The 19,040-nt window shown below is 59.9% G+C and carries 19 protein-coding genes, 1 tRNA gene and 1 other RNA gene; 6 read left to right on the top strand and 15 right to left on the bottom strand.

From position 1 onward, the window contains the following. Nucleotides 1-25: 25 nt before the first annotated feature. The 3 genes from T518_RS04000 to T518_RS03990 form a co-directional block, all read right to left on the bottom strand. On the bottom strand, nucleotides 26-1,012 hold the full coding sequence (locus T518_RS04000) for a diaminopimelate dehydrogenase (protein WP_036375562.1): 987 nt from the start codon (nucleotides 1,010-1,012) through the stop codon (nucleotides 26-28). A 119-nt stretch (nucleotides 1,013-1,131) separates the two neighbouring features. Beyond that, nucleotides 1,132-2,175, bottom strand: a complete 1,044-nt coding sequence (locus tag T518_RS03995; protein WP_036375559.1) for a ribonucleotide-diphosphate reductase subunit beta — start codon at nucleotides 2,173-2,175, stop codon at nucleotides 1,132-1,134. A 54-nt stretch (nucleotides 2,176-2,229) separates the two neighbouring features. Further along, nucleotides 2,230-4,497 (bottom strand): ribonucleoside-diphosphate reductase subunit alpha, encoded by a 2,268-nt coding sequence (locus tag T518_RS03990; protein ID WP_036375556.1) that lies wholly within the window; start codon nucleotides 4,495-4,497, stop codon nucleotides 2,230-2,232. Nucleotides 4,498-4,697: 200 nt separating this feature from the next. On the opposite strand from T518_RS03990, the gene T518_RS03985 reads away from it, so the two are divergent. Continuing rightward, entirely contained in the window at nucleotides 4,698-4,943 is a 246-nt protein-coding gene (locus tag T518_RS03985; RefSeq protein WP_036375553.1) for a DUF896 domain-containing protein, read from the top strand. Between the two features lie 86 nt (nucleotides 4,944-5,029). Here the strand turns inward: T518_RS03985 and T518_RS03980 are convergent, their stop codons facing one another. Both T518_RS03980 and T518_RS03975 read right to left on the bottom strand, forming a co-directional pair. Next, entirely contained in the window at nucleotides 5,030-5,977 is a 948-nt protein-coding gene (locus tag T518_RS03980) for an NAD-dependent epimerase/dehydratase family protein (RefSeq protein ID WP_036375550.1), read from the bottom strand. Nucleotides 5,978-6,148: 171 nt separating this feature from the next. After that, nucleotides 6,149-6,463: a hypothetical protein gene (locus tag T518_RS03975; RefSeq protein WP_036375547.1), complete on the bottom strand. Its 315-nt coding sequence runs from the start codon at nucleotides 6,461-6,463 to the stop codon at nucleotides 6,149-6,151. 201 nt (nucleotides 6,464-6,664) lie between these two features. Here T518_RS03975 and ssrS point away from each other — a divergent pair. Next, a non-coding RNA gene (gene ssrS / locus T518_RS11560) (6S RNA) lies at nucleotides 6,665-6,837 on the top strand. 127 nt (nucleotides 6,838-6,964) lie between these two features. Here ssrS and T518_RS03970 read toward each other — a convergent pair. From T518_RS03970 to rpmE, 5 genes are all read right to left on the bottom strand, one after another. Then, nucleotides 6,965-8,023, bottom strand: coding sequence for an L-threonylcarbamoyladenylate synthase (locus T518_RS03970; RefSeq protein WP_036375544.1), 1,059 nt, complete (start codon nucleotides 8,021-8,023; stop codon nucleotides 6,965-6,967). Continuing rightward, a complete protein-coding gene (gene prmC, locus T518_RS03965; protein WP_036375541.1) occupies nucleotides 8,023-8,997 on the bottom strand; it encodes a peptide chain release factor N(5)-glutamine methyltransferase in 975 nt (324 codons plus the stop codon). Before prmC ends, T518_RS03970 begins: the two co-directional genes overlap by 1 nt. Continuing rightward, nucleotides 8,994-10,067 (bottom strand): peptide chain release factor 1, encoded by a 1,074-nt coding sequence (gene prfA / locus T518_RS03960; protein ID WP_036375539.1) that lies wholly within the window; start codon nucleotides 10,065-10,067, stop codon nucleotides 8,994-8,996. The genes prmC and prfA overlap by 4 nt, the downstream gene beginning before the upstream one ends. Nucleotides 10,068-10,113: 46 nt before the next feature. After that, nucleotides 10,114-11,052 carry a DUF1385 domain-containing protein gene (locus T518_RS03955; protein ID WP_051652188.1) on the bottom strand — a complete coding sequence of 313 codons (939 nt, stop codon included), beginning with the start codon at nucleotides 11,050-11,052 and terminating at the stop codon, nucleotides 10,114-10,116. Between the two features lie 142 nt (nucleotides 11,053-11,194). Next, nucleotides 11,195-11,395, bottom strand: coding sequence for a 50S ribosomal protein L31 (gene rpmE, locus T518_RS03950; RefSeq protein ID WP_036375534.1), 201 nt, complete (start codon nucleotides 11,393-11,395; stop codon nucleotides 11,195-11,197). 297 nt (nucleotides 11,396-11,692) lie between these two features. On the opposite strand from rpmE, the gene clpX reads away from it, so the two are divergent. Beyond that, nucleotides 11,693-12,994, top strand: a complete 1,302-nt coding sequence (gene clpX, locus T518_RS03945) for an ATP-dependent Clp protease ATP-binding subunit ClpX (protein ID WP_036375531.1) — start codon at nucleotides 11,693-11,695, stop codon at nucleotides 12,992-12,994. A 60-nt stretch (nucleotides 12,995-13,054) separates the two neighbouring features. Here the strand turns inward: clpX and pheA are convergent, their stop codons facing one another. Together pheA and T518_RS03935 are read right to left on the bottom strand one after the other, a co-directional pair. Next, entirely contained in the window at nucleotides 13,055-13,918 is an 864-nt protein-coding gene (gene pheA / locus T518_RS03940; protein ID WP_036375527.1) for a prephenate dehydratase, read from the bottom strand. A gap of 8 nt (nucleotides 13,919-13,926) precedes the next feature. Continuing rightward, a complete protein-coding gene (locus T518_RS03935; RefSeq protein ID WP_036375524.1) occupies nucleotides 13,927-14,586 on the bottom strand; it encodes a 3'-5' exonuclease in 660 nt (219 codons plus the stop codon). A gap of 186 nt (nucleotides 14,587-14,772) precedes the next feature. On the opposite strand from T518_RS03935, the gene T518_RS03930 reads away from it, so the two are divergent. Further along, a complete protein-coding gene (locus T518_RS03930) occupies nucleotides 14,773-15,432 on the top strand; it encodes an HAD family hydrolase (RefSeq protein WP_051652187.1) in 660 nt (219 codons plus the stop codon). Nucleotides 15,433-15,459: 27 nt separating this feature from the next. Continuing rightward, a tRNA-Gly gene (locus tag T518_RS03925) sits at nucleotides 15,460-15,533 on the top strand. 63 nt (nucleotides 15,534-15,596) lie between these two features. On the opposite strand, the gene T518_RS03920 is transcribed toward T518_RS03925, so the two are convergent. From T518_RS03920 to T518_RS03910, 3 genes are all read right to left on the bottom strand, one after another. Then, nucleotides 15,597-16,382 carry an SDR family NAD(P)-dependent oxidoreductase gene (locus T518_RS03920; RefSeq protein ID WP_036375521.1) on the bottom strand — a complete coding sequence of 262 codons (786 nt, stop codon included), beginning with the start codon at nucleotides 16,380-16,382 and terminating at the stop codon, nucleotides 15,597-15,599. A gap of 78 nt (nucleotides 16,383-16,460) precedes the next feature. Continuing rightward, a complete protein-coding gene (locus T518_RS03915; RefSeq protein WP_172674677.1) occupies nucleotides 16,461-17,462 on the bottom strand; it encodes an NAD-dependent epimerase in 1,002 nt (333 codons plus the stop codon). A 28-nt stretch (nucleotides 17,463-17,490) separates the two neighbouring features. Further along, nucleotides 17,491-18,657 (bottom strand): nucleotide sugar dehydrogenase, encoded by a 1,167-nt coding sequence (locus tag T518_RS03910; protein ID WP_036375518.1) that lies wholly within the window; start codon nucleotides 18,655-18,657, stop codon nucleotides 17,491-17,493. A gap of 180 nt (nucleotides 18,658-18,837) precedes the next feature. Between T518_RS03910 and T518_RS03905 the strand changes: the two genes are divergently transcribed. Further along, nucleotides 18,838-19,040, top strand: a 203-nt coding sequence (locus tag T518_RS03905; RefSeq protein WP_036375515.1) for a helix-turn-helix domain-containing protein, incomplete at its 3' end; no start/stop codon positions are given.

Genomic DNA, 19,040 nt, shown 5'->3' with positions numbered 1-19,040 from the left:
ATGATGGATGCGATGTGAATCGGGCTCAGAGCAGATGAGCGCGCAGCTCTTCTCCACTCTGCTCACAAAGATAAGCCGGAGCGATATCAAGAACCGTACGGCAGCCCGTCTGGCCTTCCTTTGCCAGACGATAGGCAGCCCGTGCGTAAGCAACGAGGACACTCGTCGTGAATTCCGGATTGGAATCGAGCTTCAGCGAGAACTCAATGATATGGTTATGCTCCTTCTCGTGGCCCGTAGCGCCCGAGCGGATGACGAAGCCGCCGTGTGCGAGGCCGCTGTGATTGCGCTGGAGCTCCTCTTCGCTGATGAAGTGTACCGTCGTGTCGTACTCATCGAAGTAGTTCGGCATCGTCTTGATGGCGTTCTCGACATAGGCGGCATCAGCGCCGTCCTCGAGCACGACGAAGCACTCACGCGTGTGCTTCTCCCGCGTCGTGAGCTCTGGGTTTGCGCCCGAACGGACGGCCTCGAGAGCACTCTCAACCGGCACAGTGTACTGCTTTGCGTCCTTGACGCCCTTGATGCGGCGGATGGCGTCGCTGTGGCCCTGGCTGACGCCCTTGCCCCAGAACGTGTAGTCCTTACCGTCCGGCAGGATCGCATTGCTGTAGACGCGCGCGAGCGAGAACAGGCCCGGGTCCCAGCCGACCGAGATGATGCCGAGGTGGCCGCTCTCCTTCGCCGCCTTGTCGACGTCGGCGAAGTGCTCCGGGATGCGCGCATGCGTGTCAAAGCTGTCGATGACGTTGAAGTACTTCGCGTACTCCGGCGTCTGCTTCGGCAGGTCCGTCGCGCTGCCGCCGCAGAGGATCATGACATCGATCTTATCCTGCCACGCTGCCACATCCTTGACATTGACGACCGGCACGCCCTGCGACCAGATCTTGACGGAAGAGGGATCGCGGCGCGTGAAGACTGCGACGAGCTCCATATCCGGATTCTCTTCGACTGCACACTCAACGCCGCGGCCCAGATTGCCGTAACCAAGGATACCAATGCGAATGCTCATAGAAACACCTTCCTGTTCAAACTAGATGAAATCCTTAAAACCTTCCACATCCTAGTATACTACGCGAGCAATCGCGCCGCAAACAGAACAGAGTCCGACAACGGATTCGCCAACAGGGCTCAGAGGTCGTCGACAAGTGCCGTACTCTTGGCGTACGCCGTGCTGCGGCCCTCGATGAAGTCCGTCTTGATGAAGTTCGGGTTGGCGTACTGACTGACCCAGCGCATCGAGGACGGCTCTTCCTCATAGCCCTCGTAGAGCGCGCCGAGGCCGATGCTCTCCGCGCGCGCATTGCCGAGGTAGCGCACGTAGTCCTCGATCATCTTCTCGTTGAGGCCCTCGACCTCGTTGCCGATGGCGTACTTGCCCCAGGCGATCTCCTGGCGCACGCCCTCGCGGATCATCTCGCGCATCATCTCCTCGCTCTCCGCCGTGAAGAGGTCGGGCTCCTCCTCGCGCAGGTCGCGCAGGATGTTGCGGAACAGCCAGAGGTGCGTGTTCTCGTCGCGGTTGATGTAGCGGATCTCCTGCACGGAGCCCGGCATGCGGCCGATGCGGCCGAGGTTGTAGAAGAACATGAATCCCGAGTAGAAGTAGATGCCCTCGAGGATGTAGTTGGCGACGAGAACGCGCAGGAAGTTCTCGCGCGACTGCTCCTGCTGGAATTCGTTGTAGAGGTCGCCGATGAAGGTGTTGCGCGCGAGCAGGTGCTCGTCATCCTTCCACTGGAAGATGATCTCCTGGCGCTCGTCGGGGCTCGCGATCGTGTCGAGCATGTAGCTGTAGCTCTGCGAGTGCACGCACTCCTGGAACGACTGGATCGTCAGGCAGAGGTCGACCTCGTTGGCCGTGATGTAGGCCGAGACGTTCGGCAGGTTCGCGCTCTGCACCGAGTCGAGGAAGACGAGGAACGAGAGGATCTTGTCGTAGGCGCGGCGCTCCGCCTCCGGCAGCTGCCGGTAGTCCTTGACGTCCTGGCCGAGGTTGATCTCCTCAGGGATCCAGAAGTTGTTCATCGCCTGGCGGTACCAGTCCGAAGTCCACGTGTACTTGAGGTTGTTGAAGTCATTCATGTTCGTCGTGTTGCCGCCGATGAGGCGGCGCTGCGTGACGTCGATGTCGCCCTCGGGGTTGAAGAGAGGGCGCTTTCTGAGTGATGCCATATTGCATATCCTTTCTAGCTCTAGCGGTCTGACAGAAGTCTGTGGCAGTTGCCATCACGAGGAGCAGCTCTCGCACTCCTCGACCTCGAGCGACTTGCTGCGCACGTAGTAGATGGTCTTGACGCCCTCCTCGTAGGCCTTGATGTAGAGGGCCAGCACCTGGCGGAAGGTGAAGTCGTTCGTGATGTAGAGGTTGACGCTCTGCGCCTGGTCGATATGGCGCTGGCGCACGCCGGCCGCGCGCACCGACCAGTTCTGGTCGACCGTATGCGCGCTCTTGTAGTACCAGAACGTCTTCATGGAAAGGTCCGGCGCGATGCGCGGCAGGATGGCGCCCTTCTTCTCCTCGAGGAAGAAGCGCTTCATGATGGGGTCAACGCCGGCCGTCGTGCCGACGAGGATGGACGTCGAACTCGTCGGCGCCACGGCGAGGAGATACGCATTGCGCATGCCCTGCGCGCGGACCTTCGCGGCGAGTTCCTGCCACGCTTCCGACCCGTAGCCGCGCTTCCTGAAGTAGTCACCCGTCTGCCAGTCGCTGCCCGCAAAGCAGCCGTACGAGCCCTTCTCCGCCGCAAGGTCGCTGCTCGCCTCGATGGCCGCGTAGTTGATGCGGGAGAATACGTCATCGACGAAGGCGAGGTGTTCCTCGCTCTCCCAGCGGACGGCGTTCTTGGCGAGCATGTGGTGGTAGCCCGAGACGCCGAGGCCGATGCTCCTGTACTTCCCGTTCGTCAGGCGCGCGTAGGCGAGCGGCGCCTCATTGAGATCGATGACATTGTCGAGCGCGCGCACCGCCGTGCGCACGACAGAGCGCAGCTCCTCCTGCGACGTCACGTCGATGCGGCCGAGGTTGAGGCTCGCGAGATTGCAGACGACAAAGTCGCCCGGCCGCGTCGTGACCTGCACGACCGTGTCGCCCGCCTCCGTCTTGATCTCCGTGCGGACCGACTCGACAGCCGACATGTTCTGCGCAATCTCCGTGCAGAGGTTCGAGCAGTAGATCATGCCGGCCTGCGGATTGGGGTTGAGGCGGTTGACCGTGTCGCGGTAGAAGGCAAACGGCGTGCCCGTCTCGACGACGGACTTCAGGATCAGGCGGACGATCTCCTTGACCGAGATCACACGCTTGTCGATGCGCGGATCGGCGACACAGGCGCGGTAGCGCTTCTCCCACTCCTCACCCCAGAAGTCCTCGAGCGCGTAGCCCATGACCATCTCGATCTCGTGCGGGTCCATGAGGAACCACGGCGCGTCGAGGTCCTCCTTCGCGAGCTTCCAGAACAGGTCCGGGTAGCAGACGGCCGGGAAGATGTCGTGCGCCTTCATGCGGTCGTCGCCGTTGTTGGTGCGCAGCTGCAGGAACTCCGGCAGGTCCTTGTGCCAGGCGTCGAGGTAGACGGCGCAAGCCCCCTGGCGCACGCCGAGCTGGTCGACGGCCACAGCCGTGTCATTGACGAGGCGGATCCAGCGGATGACACCGCCCGCCGCGCCCTCGAAGCCGCGGATGGCCGCGCCTGTCGCGCGCACCTTGCCGAAGTAGAGGCCCATGCCACCGCCCCACTTGCTGACCTTGGCAAACGAGTCGAGGCTGCGGTAGATGCCGTCGAGAGAGTCCGGCACCGTGTCGATGAAGCAGCTCGAGAGCTGGTGATACGGCTTTCTCGCGTTGGCGAGTGTCGGCGTCGCCATCGTGACCTGCTGCAGGCTCAGCATGTCGTAGAAGCGGCGCACCCAGTCCATGCGCACCGAAGGCTCCTCGAGCATCGCGAGGTGCAGTGCGATGCCGAGATACATCTCCTGCGGGGACTCGAGCGCCACGCCGTGATGCGTGTGGATGACGTAGCGCGAGAGCAGGAGGTCGAGGCCCGCGTACGAGTAGAGGTGATTGCGCTCCGCCACGATGAAGCGTGAAGCCGTGCGGAGCTCCTGCTCCGTGTAGTTCTCGAGGATGTAACTGCCGTAGAGCTCCTTGGCCGTCAGGTAGCGCAGCTTGGCCACGAAGTTCGTGATGCCGCGCTTCGCCTCCGACTCCGCCAGATGGCGCGCAAAGTCAAGATAGCGCAGGCGCGCCGCGATCTTGTCCCAGTGCGGTGCCTCCGCCGAGGCGAGTTCCACCGCCGCGCGGATGAGCGCCTGCAACTTCTCATCCAGGTCAAGCGAGGGCTTGCCGAACACCTCATATTTCTCGGCAAGCGCTGGGAAGTCCCCCACATGCTCGCCAAAGTCACGTTCCACACCGGCCAGGCAGGCAGCGAGGCCCGGCACAGGACAAGCCCGCAGCAAATGCTGCAGGACCGGCGATTTGACAGTACGATCCATCTTTTTACTCCTAGATACAGTAGATTATTTCAAGAAAAGTTATCTCTAACCACTACATATTGATTACTGAACCAGTATAGCAAATGGAAAGAAGGGCTGTCAACGAATCACGTCCCATTCAAAAAAACTTGCTTTTCCATTACTTTCCACTATAATAAAGATAAGAGGATTCATATATCGAAAAGGAAGGACAACACGATATGATCACGAAAGAACTCATCGCCCGCATCAATGAGCTTTCCCGCAAGAAACGCAGCAGCGGCCTCAGTGAAGATGAGCGCATCGAGCAGCAGGCACTGCGCCGTGAATACCTCGCCGGCATCCGCGAGCAGGTCCGCAACATGCTGGAACAAGTCGAGATCATCGACACACCGCTCGAGCAAGAGAGCACCATGCATGTCAAAGAAGTTGCTTTTTCGCTGCGTCCGAGCCACAAGCTCCATTGATCGATCCCTATCATCCGCAATCATCACCGCACGAGAATCACGCCATCATAAAGGCCCCGGCATCTGCCGGGGCCCTTTTGTCGTATTCATTTCGCACTTGTCTCGCTTGACGCGCAGAAGTACGCGTAAGTGCGCCTGAGGCCCTCGCGCAGGGAGACGACAGGTGCCCAGCCGAGCGCGCGGCGCGCGCGGCCGTTGGCGAGCATGGATTTGTAGATATCGCCGGGGCGCGCCTCGAGGCAGCGCGGCTCGATATCCCTGCCGGAGACATCGGCGAGAATGGCGACGAGTTCCCTGAGGCTCGTCTCCGTCTGCGTCGAGAGGTTGTAGGCGTGATTGACATGCTCCGTGTGGAGCGCCGCGCAGATGCCTGCCGCGATGTCGCCCGCGTAGATGAAGTCGCGAGTCTGCTCGCCGTCGCCGTATATCGTGAGCGCCCGGCCCTCTGCCAGGCGCTTGGCGAAGATGCTGATGACGCCGCCCTCACCGCCATTGCCCTGGCGCTCACCGTAGACATTGGCGAAGCGCAGGATGACGAAGTCGAGCCCGAACGACTGCTGGTAGAGGCGCAGGTAGTGCTCGACCGTGACCTTTGACAGGCCGTAGAACGACATCGGGTGGAGAGGCTCCGACTCGACGATCGGCAGGCTCTCCTCCGCGACGTCGCCGTAGCTCGCCGCCGTCGAAGCGAAGACGACGCGCTGCACGCCCGTGCGCCGCGCCTGCTCGAGCACGTGGATGGAGCCGATGATGTTCTCGCGGCCATCAAGCGCCGGCGACTCCATCGAGATGTGCACCGTCGTCTGGCCCGCGAGATGCACGACCGCATCGAAACGGCCTTCAGCAAAGACCTCTGCGAGCGATGCATCATTGACATCCATCTCGACGCACTTGACCGCCGCATCCTGCGGCAGGTTCTCACGGCTGCCCGTGCTGAAGTTGTCAAGCACCGTCACCTGCTCACCCTCGGCCAGCAGTTTCCTCACAAGGTGGGAGCCGATGAAACCGGCTCCCCCAGTCACTAAGATATTCAATGCAAAAATCCTCTTTCTCTATGTAATGTCCACGCCATTCCGACGGAAACAGCAGTCCGCATCTTCCTCTGAGTGTACGCACCAAAGATAAACACGCGGTAAACAGCGCCTAAAAAACAGTACAAGAAAGCCGCCAGCTCAGAGCTGGCGGCTTTTGCCATACGGCTCGGCTCAATAGTGTGGATGTAAGCGAACATACTCGACCGGGCGGCTCCAGTCAACGCTGACGTTCGTCGCGCCCCAGAGGCGGGTCAGAGCAGTCTGCAGGCTCTTGAGGTCGGCCAGCGGGTCGATCGTCTCATGCGTGAAGTCCATGAGCGTCTCGTGCGGGATGTTGATCTCGTGCGTCGTATTGAGGTAATCCTCGACTTTCTTCTTGCCCTCTTCGTTGGCCAGGTTGACGACAGCCGTCTTGGCCGCTTCGTCATAATCAATCCAGCCGAGGTCGTTCTTGTAACTGATTGCTACGCTGTAGGTAATTGCCATTCTTTTATCCCCTTTGAATGATATCGGCGCAATCTGCGCGCCCGCGCGGTGCGGGTCATCTATCGTTTTTCCTCAACTTACAGGGTACCCCCTATCTTTTCATTATAAGGGATTTCTATCTTTTCCACAACCTGCCTTCTTTATTGATTTGTCAAGACTTGCACGCGTGTTTTTTTTATGCTATGATACACGTAAAGAAGGACAAGCCTGGGATGTACGTGAGCTTTAGAAGTGTCTAACCTACATTTTTCCTAGGGAGCTTGATTTGATTCCGGCAGATGCCCGCCTCGGCGACTGCAGAAACCGGACTTAAGGCACCCACCTGCTAGCCGCAGGTTTTAGGCATTTAAAGCGAACGGCACCCTGGACCCCTGCTTTGAAGAGGGATTGCTGCGTTAGGTCTGCAGTCCCTCTTCGCGTATACAAAATGAAGAATCCCTGTCTGAAACATCTGTTTCGGACAGGGATTTTTTTACGGTCAATCCCGCATCGCTCAGCCGCTCAGGAAATCCTGAGGCTGTGGAAGGCGCTGGCTTTGTGCAGGCGGTTCATAATGGCGAGGCCAAGCCCCTTCTCCGTCGTTCCTTCGCCGAGCAGCGCGTCGGCCTCTGTGTCGTTGAAGGCGATGAGTTCCTCGTAGATATGGGCGGCGATTGCCAAGAGGTCGCCCTGCGGGCCGTAGTCCTTCAGGAGCTCTGCAGGCACGAGGCCCTGCAGGGCCTCGCAGACCTCATGGCTGGCGAGCACGCCGACCGTACGGCCCTCGCCCTGCAGGCGGCGGACCTGGCGGTGGAAGGCAGCGGCCATCTTCGAAGGCTCGCCCTCGAGCAGTGTCAAGGGGGCCTTCGGCGCGTAGTGCTTGTATTTCATGCCCGGCGCGCGCGGCACAGTGTCCGCGCCGACGAGCGCGGGGTCGAGCTTGCAGCCGCCGAGCACTTCGGTGAGCATCTCGCGCGTGATGGCCCCCGGGCGCAGGATGACGGCCACAGGGCCCGTGCAGTCGACGATGGTCGACTCGACGCCGAAGCGGCAGGGGCCGCCGTCGAGGATCAAGGGGATGCGCCCTTTCATGTCGCGCAGGACAGAGGCCGCCGTCGTCGGGCTCGGACGGCCCGAGATGTTGGCAGACGGCGCCGCGACCGGCACGCCGGCCGCGCGGATCATCGCGCGGGCCACGGGGTGCTCCGGCATGCGGATGCCGACGGTATCGAGGCCGCCCGTGATGCGGTCCGGCACGATGGCCTTGCGGCGCAAGATCAGCGTGATGGGCCCCGGCATAAAGGCCGCGAGCAGCTTTTCCGCCATCGGCGTGACCTCCGCCGCAATCATCTCGACCATCGCGCGGTCCGAGACATGCAGGATCAGTGGATTGTCCGACGGACGCCCCTTCGCCTCGTAGATGCGCGCACAGGCATCCGCATCGAGCCCGTTTGCCCCGAGCCCGTAGACCGTCTCCGTCGGAAAAGCCACCAGCCCCCCGCTGCGCAGCACCTTCCCCGCGCGCGCGAGATCTGCCTGTTGCGCCTTCACATCGGTTATCGTGATAATCTCTGTCTGCATCATTGACACTCCTTTGTTCTCCATGCCACGACGACGCGGTCGATGCCGACGTAGTCGGGCAGGATCTCGGTGCGGGCAATCAGGGGATTGGCTTTGGCGAGCGCGGCGACGGGCTCGGCCTGATGGATGCCGACTTCAAAAGCCATGAAGCCGCCGGGTACGAGCATGGCAGGGGCTTCTTTCGCCAAGCGGCGGTAGAAGTCGAGCCCGTCTCTGCCGCCGGAGAGTGCTGTGTGCGGCTCCTTGAGGCGCACTTCCGGCGCGAGCCCTGCGATGTCGGCCTCCGGGATGTAGGGCGGATTCGACAAGATAGCGGCAAACGTCATGCCGCGCAGCGGCTGTAAAAGGTCCCCCGTGTGGAATGTGACGCGGTCCGCGAGGCCGAGGCTTGCGGCATTCTCCTCTGCGACGGCGCGCGCCTCAGGCGAGATGTCGACCGTGTCGGCCACGGTGTCCGCCAGATAGTGCAGCACCGAAAGGCAGATGGCGCCCGAGCCCGTGCCGATATCGGCAATGCGCAGCGGCTCCTGACTCACATCGACCGCCGCCTCATCTCGATTGGCAGCCGATGAAGCTTCTTCTCCATCTGCAAGAGCTTCATCCTCAGGCGCCTTTGCCTCGCCCTTCATCGCCTTCAGCCGCTCGACAGCGGCCTGCACGAGGATCTCGGTGTCGGGGCGCGGCACGAGCGTGTCGGCCGTGACCTTGAAGGTCAGCCCCATGAACTCCTTCTCGCCGAGAATCTGCGCGACAGGCACGCGCAGGACGCGCTGCTTGATCATCTCGCGGTAAGCGGCGAGCTCAGCAGGCTGCAGCGGCTCGTCAAAGTGCACGTAGAGGTAGATGCGCTGCTTCTCGAGCACGTGCGCGAGCAGCACTTCCGCGTCGAGGCGCGGCGATTCGATGCCCTTGTCCTTGAAGTACTGCTCCGTCCACTTCAGGATGCGGCCGATAGTCCAGATCTTGTCGTTCATTTCGCGTCCACCTTCTTCAGTCGTTCTGCCTGGTCCGCCGTTATGAGCGCGGCGAGCAGTTCATCGAGATCGCCGTCGAGGATGGCGTCGATCTTGTGCAGCGTCAGGCCGATGCGGTGGTCCGTCACACGGCCCTGTGGGAAATTGTAGGTGCGGATGCGCTCGCTGCGGTCGCCCGAGCCGACCTGGCTCCGGCGGTCGGCTGCGACAGCCGCCTCCTGCTCCTGGCGAGCCTTGTCGAGAATGCGCGCGCGCAGGACCTTCATGGCCTTTTCCTTGTTCTTGAGCTGCGACTTCTCGTCCTGGCACTGCACGACAATGCCCGTCGGCAGGTGCGTGATGCGGATGGCCGTCTCCGTGCGGTTGACGTACTGGCCGCCCGCACCAGACGCGCAGTACGTGTCGATGCGCAGGTCCGCAGGATTGATGGCGACATCGACGTCCTCAGCCTCCGGCAGCACGGCGACAGTCGCCGCCGACGTGTGGATGCGGCCGCCCGACTCCGTCACCGGCACGCGCTGGACGCGGTGCGTGCCGCTCTCGTACTTGAGATACGAATACGCGCCAGAGCCCGTGACCATGAAGGTGACTTCCTTGAAGCCGCCGATCTCCGTCGGATTTGCGTCCATGAGCTCGACCTTCCAGCCCTTCTTCTCCGCATAGCGCGAGTACATGCGGAAGAGATCGCCCGCAAAGAGCGCCGCCTCTTCGCCGCCGACACCGCCGCGAATCTCGACGATGACATTCTTCTCGTCATTCGGGTCCTTCGGCAGGAGGAGGATCGGCAGCTCCTTGTCGAGCTGCCCCTTCTTCTCCATGAGGTCCGCGAGCTCTCCTTCGACAAAGGCATGCATCTCATGGTCAAGCGATTCGCCGAGCATCGACTTGGCCTCCTCGATGCCCTTGACGACCTCTTTATAGCGCCGGAATTTCGTGACGATCGGCGTCAGCGCGGCGTGTTCCTTCGTGTACGCCTGCCACTTCGCCATGTCCGCCATGGTCTCGGGGTCGCTGATCAGCGACTCGAGCTCCCGGTATTTATCTTCGACGGCTTGGAGCTTCTCCAGCACAGATTTCACCTCTCAACAGTAATGTATCCCATGCCTGCGGCATGCGTCAGGGGACGAGTTCGACAGGCTTTGGCTGCGGCGCTGCCGCATGGCGGTAGTCCGCTGTCCCCGGGGCAATCTCCTCCTCCGGCAGCACAGCCTTGAGCGACTCGATGGCCACGGCCACCATATCGTCCTCCGGCGGGCGCGTCGTCAGGTACTGCAGCCAGAGGCCCGGCTTGATGGCCGTCTGGATGATCTTGTTCTCGCTGCGGCCCGCGAGGCGGATGATCTCATACGAGATGCCGGCGACGACCGGCAGCAGCACGATGCGCGAGGCGATGCGCTCGCCGAGGCTCGGCCAACCGAGGAAGGCAAAGACGAAGATCGAGACGAGCATGACGATCAAGAGGAAATTCGTGCCGCAGCGCGGGTGAAGGCGCGAGAATTTCTGCACGTTCTCGACCGTCAGCGGCAGCCCCGCCTCATAGCAGTGGATCGTCTTGTGCTCCGCCCCGTGGTACTGGAAGACGCGGCGGATATCCTTCATGCGCGAAATGCCCCAGATGTAGCCGAGGAAGATCGCGAGGCGCAGGAAGCCTTCCATGAGATTGAGGAAGAACGGGTCTTCCGTGATGAAGTGGAAGAGACGTGCCGCGCCCGTCGGGATGGCGATGAAGAGGATGCTCGCGAGTACGAGCGCGAAGACAATCGTGCCGGCCATCTCCCTGTCGGTGAGCTGCTCGTCTTCTTCACCGGCCATCTTGGCCGAATACGAGAGCGAGCGGATGCCGATGACGAGTGACTCCACGAGCGATACCGAGCCGCGCAGCAGCGGCTTCTTGAGGATGGGATAGCGGTCTGAGATGGAATGCACGTCCTTCGTCTCGACCTGGATCTGGCCGTTCGGATCGCGCACCGCCGTCGCCGTGAGTTTCGGCCCGCGCATCATGACACCCTCGATGACGGCCTGGCCGCCCACCATCAAATGTAAATGATTGCCCATAATGGGACCTCCTATTATATGTAAGACAAAATTTCCTTCTGCAACTATAGCCTACGGCAGTCTGCTGTATTTTGTCTGGAACCTTTCCTATACAAAATAAAGCAGAGCGAGATTGCTCTGCTCTGCTTCATCATGCTGCATCTTATTTCTTGCCGTAGCGCTTGTTGAACTTCTCGATGCGGCCGCCTGCCTGTACGTCACGCTGACGACCCGTGAAGAACGGATGGCACTTGGAGCAGACATCGACGCGGAGTTCCGGCTTCGTGGAACCCGTCTTGAACGTGTTGCCGCAGCCGCAAGTTACCGTAGCTTCGTAGTACTTCGGATGAATACCCTGCTTCATTATCGATACACCTCACTTTCCCCCCAGGAACTGGGAATGGATACAAGCTCACTATGCGCGAACTTGGTTTAGACCTAGCTCCCCTTCTTCGGGGGAAAGCCAGTCAATTTTTGGCTTGGAAACAGACGTCAATACGTCCATTACCGGTCTATTATAGCACAGAGCCCCCGCGCTTGCAAGGAAGCTATGCAAAATCTGCTTGAAAAAAACGGCACGATAGAGGATAATGTTGTTTACAGGGATAATCCAGAACGAATCATCTGCCGCACATACATCACACAGAAAGGATGTTTCTACATGGCAAACGATAAAAAAGACGAACACGTCATAAAACAGCGCTGCAGCTTCTGCAAGCGCGAAGTCGAGATTCACGACTCACTTGACATGCCGATCTACGACCCGGCCACGGGCTTCGGCATCTGCAAGAACTGCATCAAGGAGCTCGCCCACTACATCGAGCTCCACGAAGAGGACACGGCTAAACAGCAGGCGCCGGACTTCGCCGCCCAGCTCGACGAGATCCTCAAGAAAAACAAGCCGCACATCATCAAGCAGTACCTCGATGAGTACATCATCAACCAGGACCGCGCGAAGAAGATCCTCTCCGTCGCCGTCTACAACCACTACAAGCGCATGAAGTACGGCTACACGAACGACGACGGCACGGAAATCGAGAAGTCGAACGTCATCATGCTCGGCCCGTCCGGCTGCGGCAAGACGGCGCTGCTCTCCCACCTCTCGAAGCTCCTCGACGTGCCATTCGCCGTCACGGATGCCTCGAGCCTCACGGAGGCCGGCTTCGTCGGCGCCGATGTCGAAGTCGCCGTCCGCAACCTCTACTACGCGGCCGACAAGGACATCCAGAAGGCCGAGCACGGCATCATCTACCTCGATGAGTTCGACAAAATCGCCCGCAAGTCCGGTGCCAACAACTCCATCACGGCCGACCCGGGCCACGAGGGCGTCCAGCAGGCTCTCCTCAAGATGCTCGAGGGCAACGTCGTCGAGTTCACGGCGCGCGGCCAGCGCAAGCACCCGGAGGCCCCGACCATCAAGGTCGACACGAAGAACATCCTCTTCATCGTCGGCGGCGCCTTCGTCGGCATCGACGATGTCATCGCCAAGCGCCTCCAGAAAGCCGACTCGTCGATCGGCTTCGGCGCCGAGGTCACGAGCAAAAGCGAGAAGCCGACTTTCGACGAGCTCATCCACCAGGTCCGCCCGGAAGACCTCATGCAGTACGGCATCATCCCCGAGATCATCGGCCGCCTGCCCATCATCTGCACGCTCGAGACGCTCGACGAGGACGCCCTGCTACGCATCCTGACCGAGCCGAAGAACGCCCCGGTCAAGCAGTACGAGAAGCTGCTCGCCATGGACAACGTCAAGCTCGAGTTCGCTGAGGACGCGCTGCGCGCCGTCGCCAAGAAGGCCATCGAGCGCAAGACCGGCGCCCGTTCCCTCAAGGGCATCATCGAGGACGTCATGCTCGACGTCATGTACGACATCCCGAAGTCAGACGAGCCACGCAAGGTCATCATCACGAAGGCCTGCATCGACGAAGGCAAGAAGCCAGAAGTCATCGCACTCGACAAGTAAGACCATAAAAAAGGCATCTGTCATCGACAGATGCCTTTTTTGCATGCTTGTGAAGCCTATTCAGGGGTTGGCCCGCACGACAGGGAAGCTGCCGAGGTCCTTGAGCCACTTGCTCTTCCTCGCGACCGCCGCCACCGCCTCACGCAGGGCCGCTTCATTGTCCGCGACCTCGAGGTCGAAGAAGAAGATGTAGGCGCCGAGCTCCGTGCGCGCGGGGCGCGACTCGATGCGCGTCATGTTGACGCCGCGGTCTGCGAACTCCTTGAGCACATCGTAGAGCGCGCCGGCCTTCTGGCCGTCGATCTCGCAGATGACGAGCATCTTCTCAGCAGGGCCGACGGGCTTGTGCGGCGCCGCCGTCACACGGCAGAGCTCGAAGAAGCGCGTCGCATTCGCCATGTTGTCCTGGATCTCCTTCGCAACCGTGACGAGGCCGTTGAGCTCGCCACCGCGCTCCGTGCAGATGGCTGCCGCGCCCATACCGCGCGGCTCCTTGGCGACAATCTCTGCTGCCCGCGCCGTGCTCGCCACCTTGATGAGCTCCGCCTCCGGATAGTGCTGCTGCAGATAGCCGCGGCACTGCGAGATCGGCTGCGGGTGCGAGTAGATGCGGCAGATCTTCTGCGTGCCCGGCCTTGCCATGAGCTGGTTGTGTACCGGCCAGATCAGCTCGCTCGCGACGAAGAGGTCATCGCTGCGCGCGAGCGTGTCGAGCGTGATGTTGATCGCGCCCTCGAGCGAGTTCTCCACCGGCACGAGGCAGCTGTCCACCTCACCGTCCTCCACGGCCTGGATCACCGCAAAGATATCCGGATAAACGAGAAGCTCCGGCCTTTCCGGCAGGAGCCTCGAAAGATACTGTGCGGCAGCTTCGCTGTGTGTTCCCAAAGGGCCAAGAACGCCCATTTTCTTCATATTCGACATCCTTTCCCTCAGAGGTCCTTCTGGAGTTTCGCGAGCTCCGGGCAGAGATCCCCGATAGAGCTTGCGAGATCGTCCTTCGGCTGCAGGATCTCGAGCACCGGCTTCATCGTCTCCTTGAACTTTGCATCGTCCTGCATGAGCGTCAGGATGGCGCTCGTGTTGATCGCATCCGCCAGCGCCGTGTGCTGCGTGCCCTCAAACTTGTGGTCCATCGCCCCGAGCGCATGCTTGAGCGCGAGGCTGTTGTGCAGGCCCAGGCGATCATCGAATTCCTGCTGCAGGTCGACCCAGCGCGCGTTGAGCCATTCGATGTCAAAATCCGGCAGCTTGTAGCGGCACTCGCTGCGCAGCTGCTTGATGTCCGACATGCTCCACGAGTAAATCTTCGTCTCTTCCTCGCCAACCCAGTCCACAAAATCCTGGAAGCACGCGGCATACGTCTTCTTGTCGGCGACCATCGCCTGCGTGATGCCCGTCAGACTCGTGATGTGCTTCTTGATGGGGCCGTACTCCGGCTTCACGTAACACTGAAACTCCGCTTCCTGCTGGAAATTCTCGTCGAGGCGCACGGCACCGATCTCGATGACTTCCTCATTGAGCTTGCGGCGCACCTCGCGGAACTCCCGGCTGACCGGATTCATCTCCAGGTCTACGACGACATGTTTCATCTATTTTCAACTTCCCTTCATTCGAAGATAGCCTTACCTTTCTATTCTACGGTATCTGCACATTTTCTTCAACAAAAATATATGCTATCATAAACATAGTACTGCAGATTCGCGCCAAATGTCCATCCGGGCATCATGCGCATCCGCACAAGCCGTTACAAGCCATTCATGAAAGGAGCGCCACCCTTGGATTACCGCCTCTACCTCTTCGATTTCGACTACACGCTCGTCAATTCCGAGCCCGCCATCGTCAAGTGCTTCCACATCACCTTGCAGAAGCTCGGCTATCCCGATGTGCCCGACGAGCGCATCAAGAAGACCATCGGCCTGCCCATGGTCGAGGCCGTCAAGCGCATCGTCGGCACCGCGGACGACGCCGAGGCCGAGCGCTTCGTCGACGCCTACCGCCCCGAGGCCGACCGCTACATGACGCCCGGCACGACCTTCTTCCCCGGTGCCGTCGAGACCCTGCGCGCCATCAAGGCCACAGGCGCCAAAGTCGGCATCATCTCCAACAAGACGCACCGCCGCATCCAGGAGAAATTCGACGTCGACCACGTGCCCGAGCTCATCGACCTCATCATCGGCAGCAACGACGTCAAGAGCCACAAGCCAGAGCCCACAGGCCTGCTGCGCGCCATCGACCACTTCCACATGGCCAAAGACGACGTCCTCTACACCGGCGACAGCTACATCGACGCCGAGACCGCCCGCAATGCCGGAGTCGACTTCCTCGCCATCACCACCGGCACCACCAGCGCCGAGACCTTCGCCCGCTATCCCCACATCGCCATCCTGCCCGCCATCGCCGCGCTCAAAGACGAACTTGCAAAAAACCGCGAATAATGGTAAAATAATTGAGTCAGCGGTGACGCGGGCATAGTTCATCGGTAGAATGGAAGCTTCCCAAGCTTTAGAGGGCGGTTCGATTCCGCTTGCCCGCTCCATAAGAAACACAACGGCTGCCAGAATCCCAGATTCCGGCAGCCGTTTTTTATTTTGCATGTTTCTCAGCCCGCCAGATGGCGCCAGAGGTTGCTCAGGGCGATCATCAGGCGGTGCGGCAGGATGGACGTGACGATGCGGTGCAGGGTCGAGACGAGGTCCGACGTAAAGACGGTGAAGCCATGCGCCGCGGCCCAGAGAGAGCGGCGGGCGACGGTCTTCTGATCCGTCGCGAGCGGGAAGCCCCGGAAGAGACCGCGCCGGTCCGTCTTCTTGGCCTCGTGGATGAACTCCGTGTCGCGGATCCAGTACGGGCAGATGGCCGTGACCGTGATGCCGCGCGCTGCGACCTCCGCCGCCAGAGCGCGGCTGTAGCGCAAGAGGAAGGCTTTCGTCGCCGCATACGCCGCGAGATACGGGATGGGCTGGAATGCCGCGCACGAGGCGATCTCGAGCACCTGGCTGCCCCGCTCCATGTACGGCAGCACCCGCTCCGTGAGCTCCGCCGCCGCGCGGCAGTTCAGCGCAATCATGCGCCCCGTCGTCGCCGCCCCGATGTCCGCCGCCATCCCGATGCGGCCAAAGCCAGCCGCATTGACGAGATACCGCACGACAGGCGGCTCCGCCGAAAGCGCCGCCGAGAGCGCCTCCAGCGACGATTCCTGCGTCAAGTCCAGCGCAAAGACGCGGCACGGCAAAACCACCTCCGCCGCCAGCTCCTGCAGCCGCTCCTCACGCCGCGCCACGAGCCAGAGCTCATCGACCGCCTCATGCGCCAGGAGCCGTGCAAACTCCCGTCCCAACCCGCTCGAAGCACCCGTGACGAGTGCTATGCGCTTTTTATCCGGCATCCCTATCACCTCTCTTCTTACCGCGAGAACAGCTTCATCCATGGCTGTGACAGACCGTATTGGCGCAAGTCATGCATCTCAGTCCTTATAGTAGTCCTTATACCATGCCGCGAACTTGCCCAACCCCTCTTCAATCGTCGTCGCCGGCTTGAAGTCAAAGTCGCGCTCCAATTCGCTCACATCGGCATACGTCTGGTAGACATCGCCCGGCTGCATGGGCAGGAACTCCTTCTTCGCCGTCTTACCGATGGCCTGTTCCAGCACCTCAATGAAGTGCATGAGCTTCTCCGGCTTGTTGTTGCCGATGTTGTAGACCTTGTAGCGGTCGCCGAACTCATTCGCCTTCGGCGGATTGCAGAGCATGTGCTCGATGCCCGTGACGATGTCGTCGACATAGGTGAAGTCGCGGTACATATCGCCGTTATTGTAGATCTGGATGGCCTCGCCCCTGCGGATCTTGTTGGTGAACTTGAAATACGCCATATCCGGGCGGCCGAAGGGCCCGTAAACCGTGAAGAAGCGCAATCCCGTCGCCGGAATCCCGTAGAGATGGCTGTAGGTGTACGCCATGAGCTCATCCGACTTCTTCGTCGCCGCATAGAGGCTGATCGGATGGTCGACATTGTCCGTCGTCGAGAACGGCGTCTTCTGCTGGTTGCCGTAGACCGACGAGCTCGAAGCAAAGAGCAGATGCTCCACCTCATGATGGCGGCACGCCTCGAGAATGTTGAAGAAGCCGATGATGTTCGAGTCGATATACGAGCGCGGATGGTCGATGCTGTACCGCACGCCAGCCTGCGCCGCGAGATTGACGACAATGTCCGGCTGATACTTCTCGAACAGCGCCGTGACCGCCGCCTCATCCGCCAAGTCACCCTTGATAAACGTGAATGCCGGATACTGACGCAGGATCTCCAACCGGCTCTCCTTCAAGCGGACATCGTAGTAGTCATTGACATTATCAAAGCCGATCACCGTCGCCCCAAGCCCCAGCAGCCGCTTCGACAAATGAAAGCCGATAAATCCCGCAGCACCGGTGATTAAGACCTTTTTCGTCGCATCAAATGGTAAATAAGACATATCCGTCCATCCTTTCTGCATTTCAGATTCAGTCGCGGTCAAAGAGATCGCGTGTGTAGACCTTTTCCTTGACATCCGCCAAAACGTCATCCCAACGATTCGTGATGATGACATCGCTGACACGCTTGAACTCAGCCAAATCGCGGATGACGCGCGAACGATAGAAGTCCGGCTGATCCAGCGTCGGCTCATAGACCACAACGGGTATGCCCTTCGCCTTGATGCGCTTCATGATGCCCTGGATGGCAGAGGCGCGGAAGTTATCCGAGTTGCTCTTCATCGTCAGGCGGTAGACACCGACGACCTTCGGGTTCTTCTCAATGATCATGTCCGAGATGTGGTCCTTGCGCGTGCGGTTCGCCTCAACAATCGCCGAAATCAGATTCTGCGGCACATCATGGTAGTTCGCCAGCAGCTGCTTCGTATCCTTCGGCAGGCAATAGCCACCATAGCCAAAGGAAGGATTGTTGTAGAAATCGCCGATACGCGGGTCAAGGCAGACACCCTTGATGATGTCGCCTGTATTGAGCCCGCGAATCTCAGCATACGAGTCGAGCTCATTGAAGTACGCCACGCGCAGCGCCAGATACGTATTCGCAAAGAGCTTGATGGCCTCCGCTTCCGTCGAGCCCGTGAAAATCATCGGGATATCCTTCTTGACCGCGCCCTCTGCCAACAGATTGGCAAAGACATGTGCCCGCTCCGACTTCTCGCCGACCACGATGCGCGACGGATGCAGGTTGTCGTAGAGAGCCTTGCCCTCACGCAGAAATTCCGGTGAGAACATGATCTGCTCCGTATGGTACTTCTCCTTCACATGCTCCGTATACCCGACCGGCACCGTCGACTTGATGACCATCACCGCCTGCGGATTGATGGCCAGCACCTCCTCAATGACCGTCTCCACCGACGAAGTATCAAAGAAATTCTTCTTCGGATCATAGTTCGTCGGCGTCGAGATGATGACAAAATCAGCATCCGAGAAGGCTTCCTTGGCATCCAGCGTCGCCTTGAAGTGGATGTCATCACGCTGCAGGAAAGAAGAGATATCCGCATCAACAATAGGAGATACCCCCTTATTGAGCATCTCCACCTTCTCCGGAACAATATCCAAAGCTATAACTTGATTATGCTGTGCCAGGAGCATGCCATTTGACAAGCCCACATATCCTGTACCCGCAACTGCGATATTCATATTAATATTCCCCTCCAACTTCAAATATCTGTTTTAGTATACCATAAAATGGTTAACATTTTTATGGATGGATTTACAATCTAAGTGCAACAGCTCCTAGACAACCAAATTAAAATGACACATAGACTTCTTTGCTATAATGGTGTTTGAAGAGAACTACCTATAACAAAAGGAGAGCCTATGTGCCACTACACACATCTTACACCATTTGAGCGAGAAAAGATACTCTTTTTTCTTGCTGAGGGCAAATCCATCACGGAGATTGCCCATCTGCTGAACCGGAGCAAGTCGACCATCTCGCGTGAGCTTCTCCGCAATGCGGCCCCTGCGGACCAGCCTATGTCGTACTGCCCGTTGACCGCGCAAGCGCTCTACAAGCAGCG

The organism is Mitsuokella jalaludinii DSM 13811 (genome assembly GCF_000702905.1).
Lineage (GTDB): Bacteria > Bacillota > Negativicutes > Selenomonadales > Selenomonadaceae > Mitsuokella > Mitsuokella jalaludinii.
The sequence above is the reverse complement of the archived record's forward strand: the minus strand, read 5'-3'. Positions and strand labels throughout refer to the sequence as shown.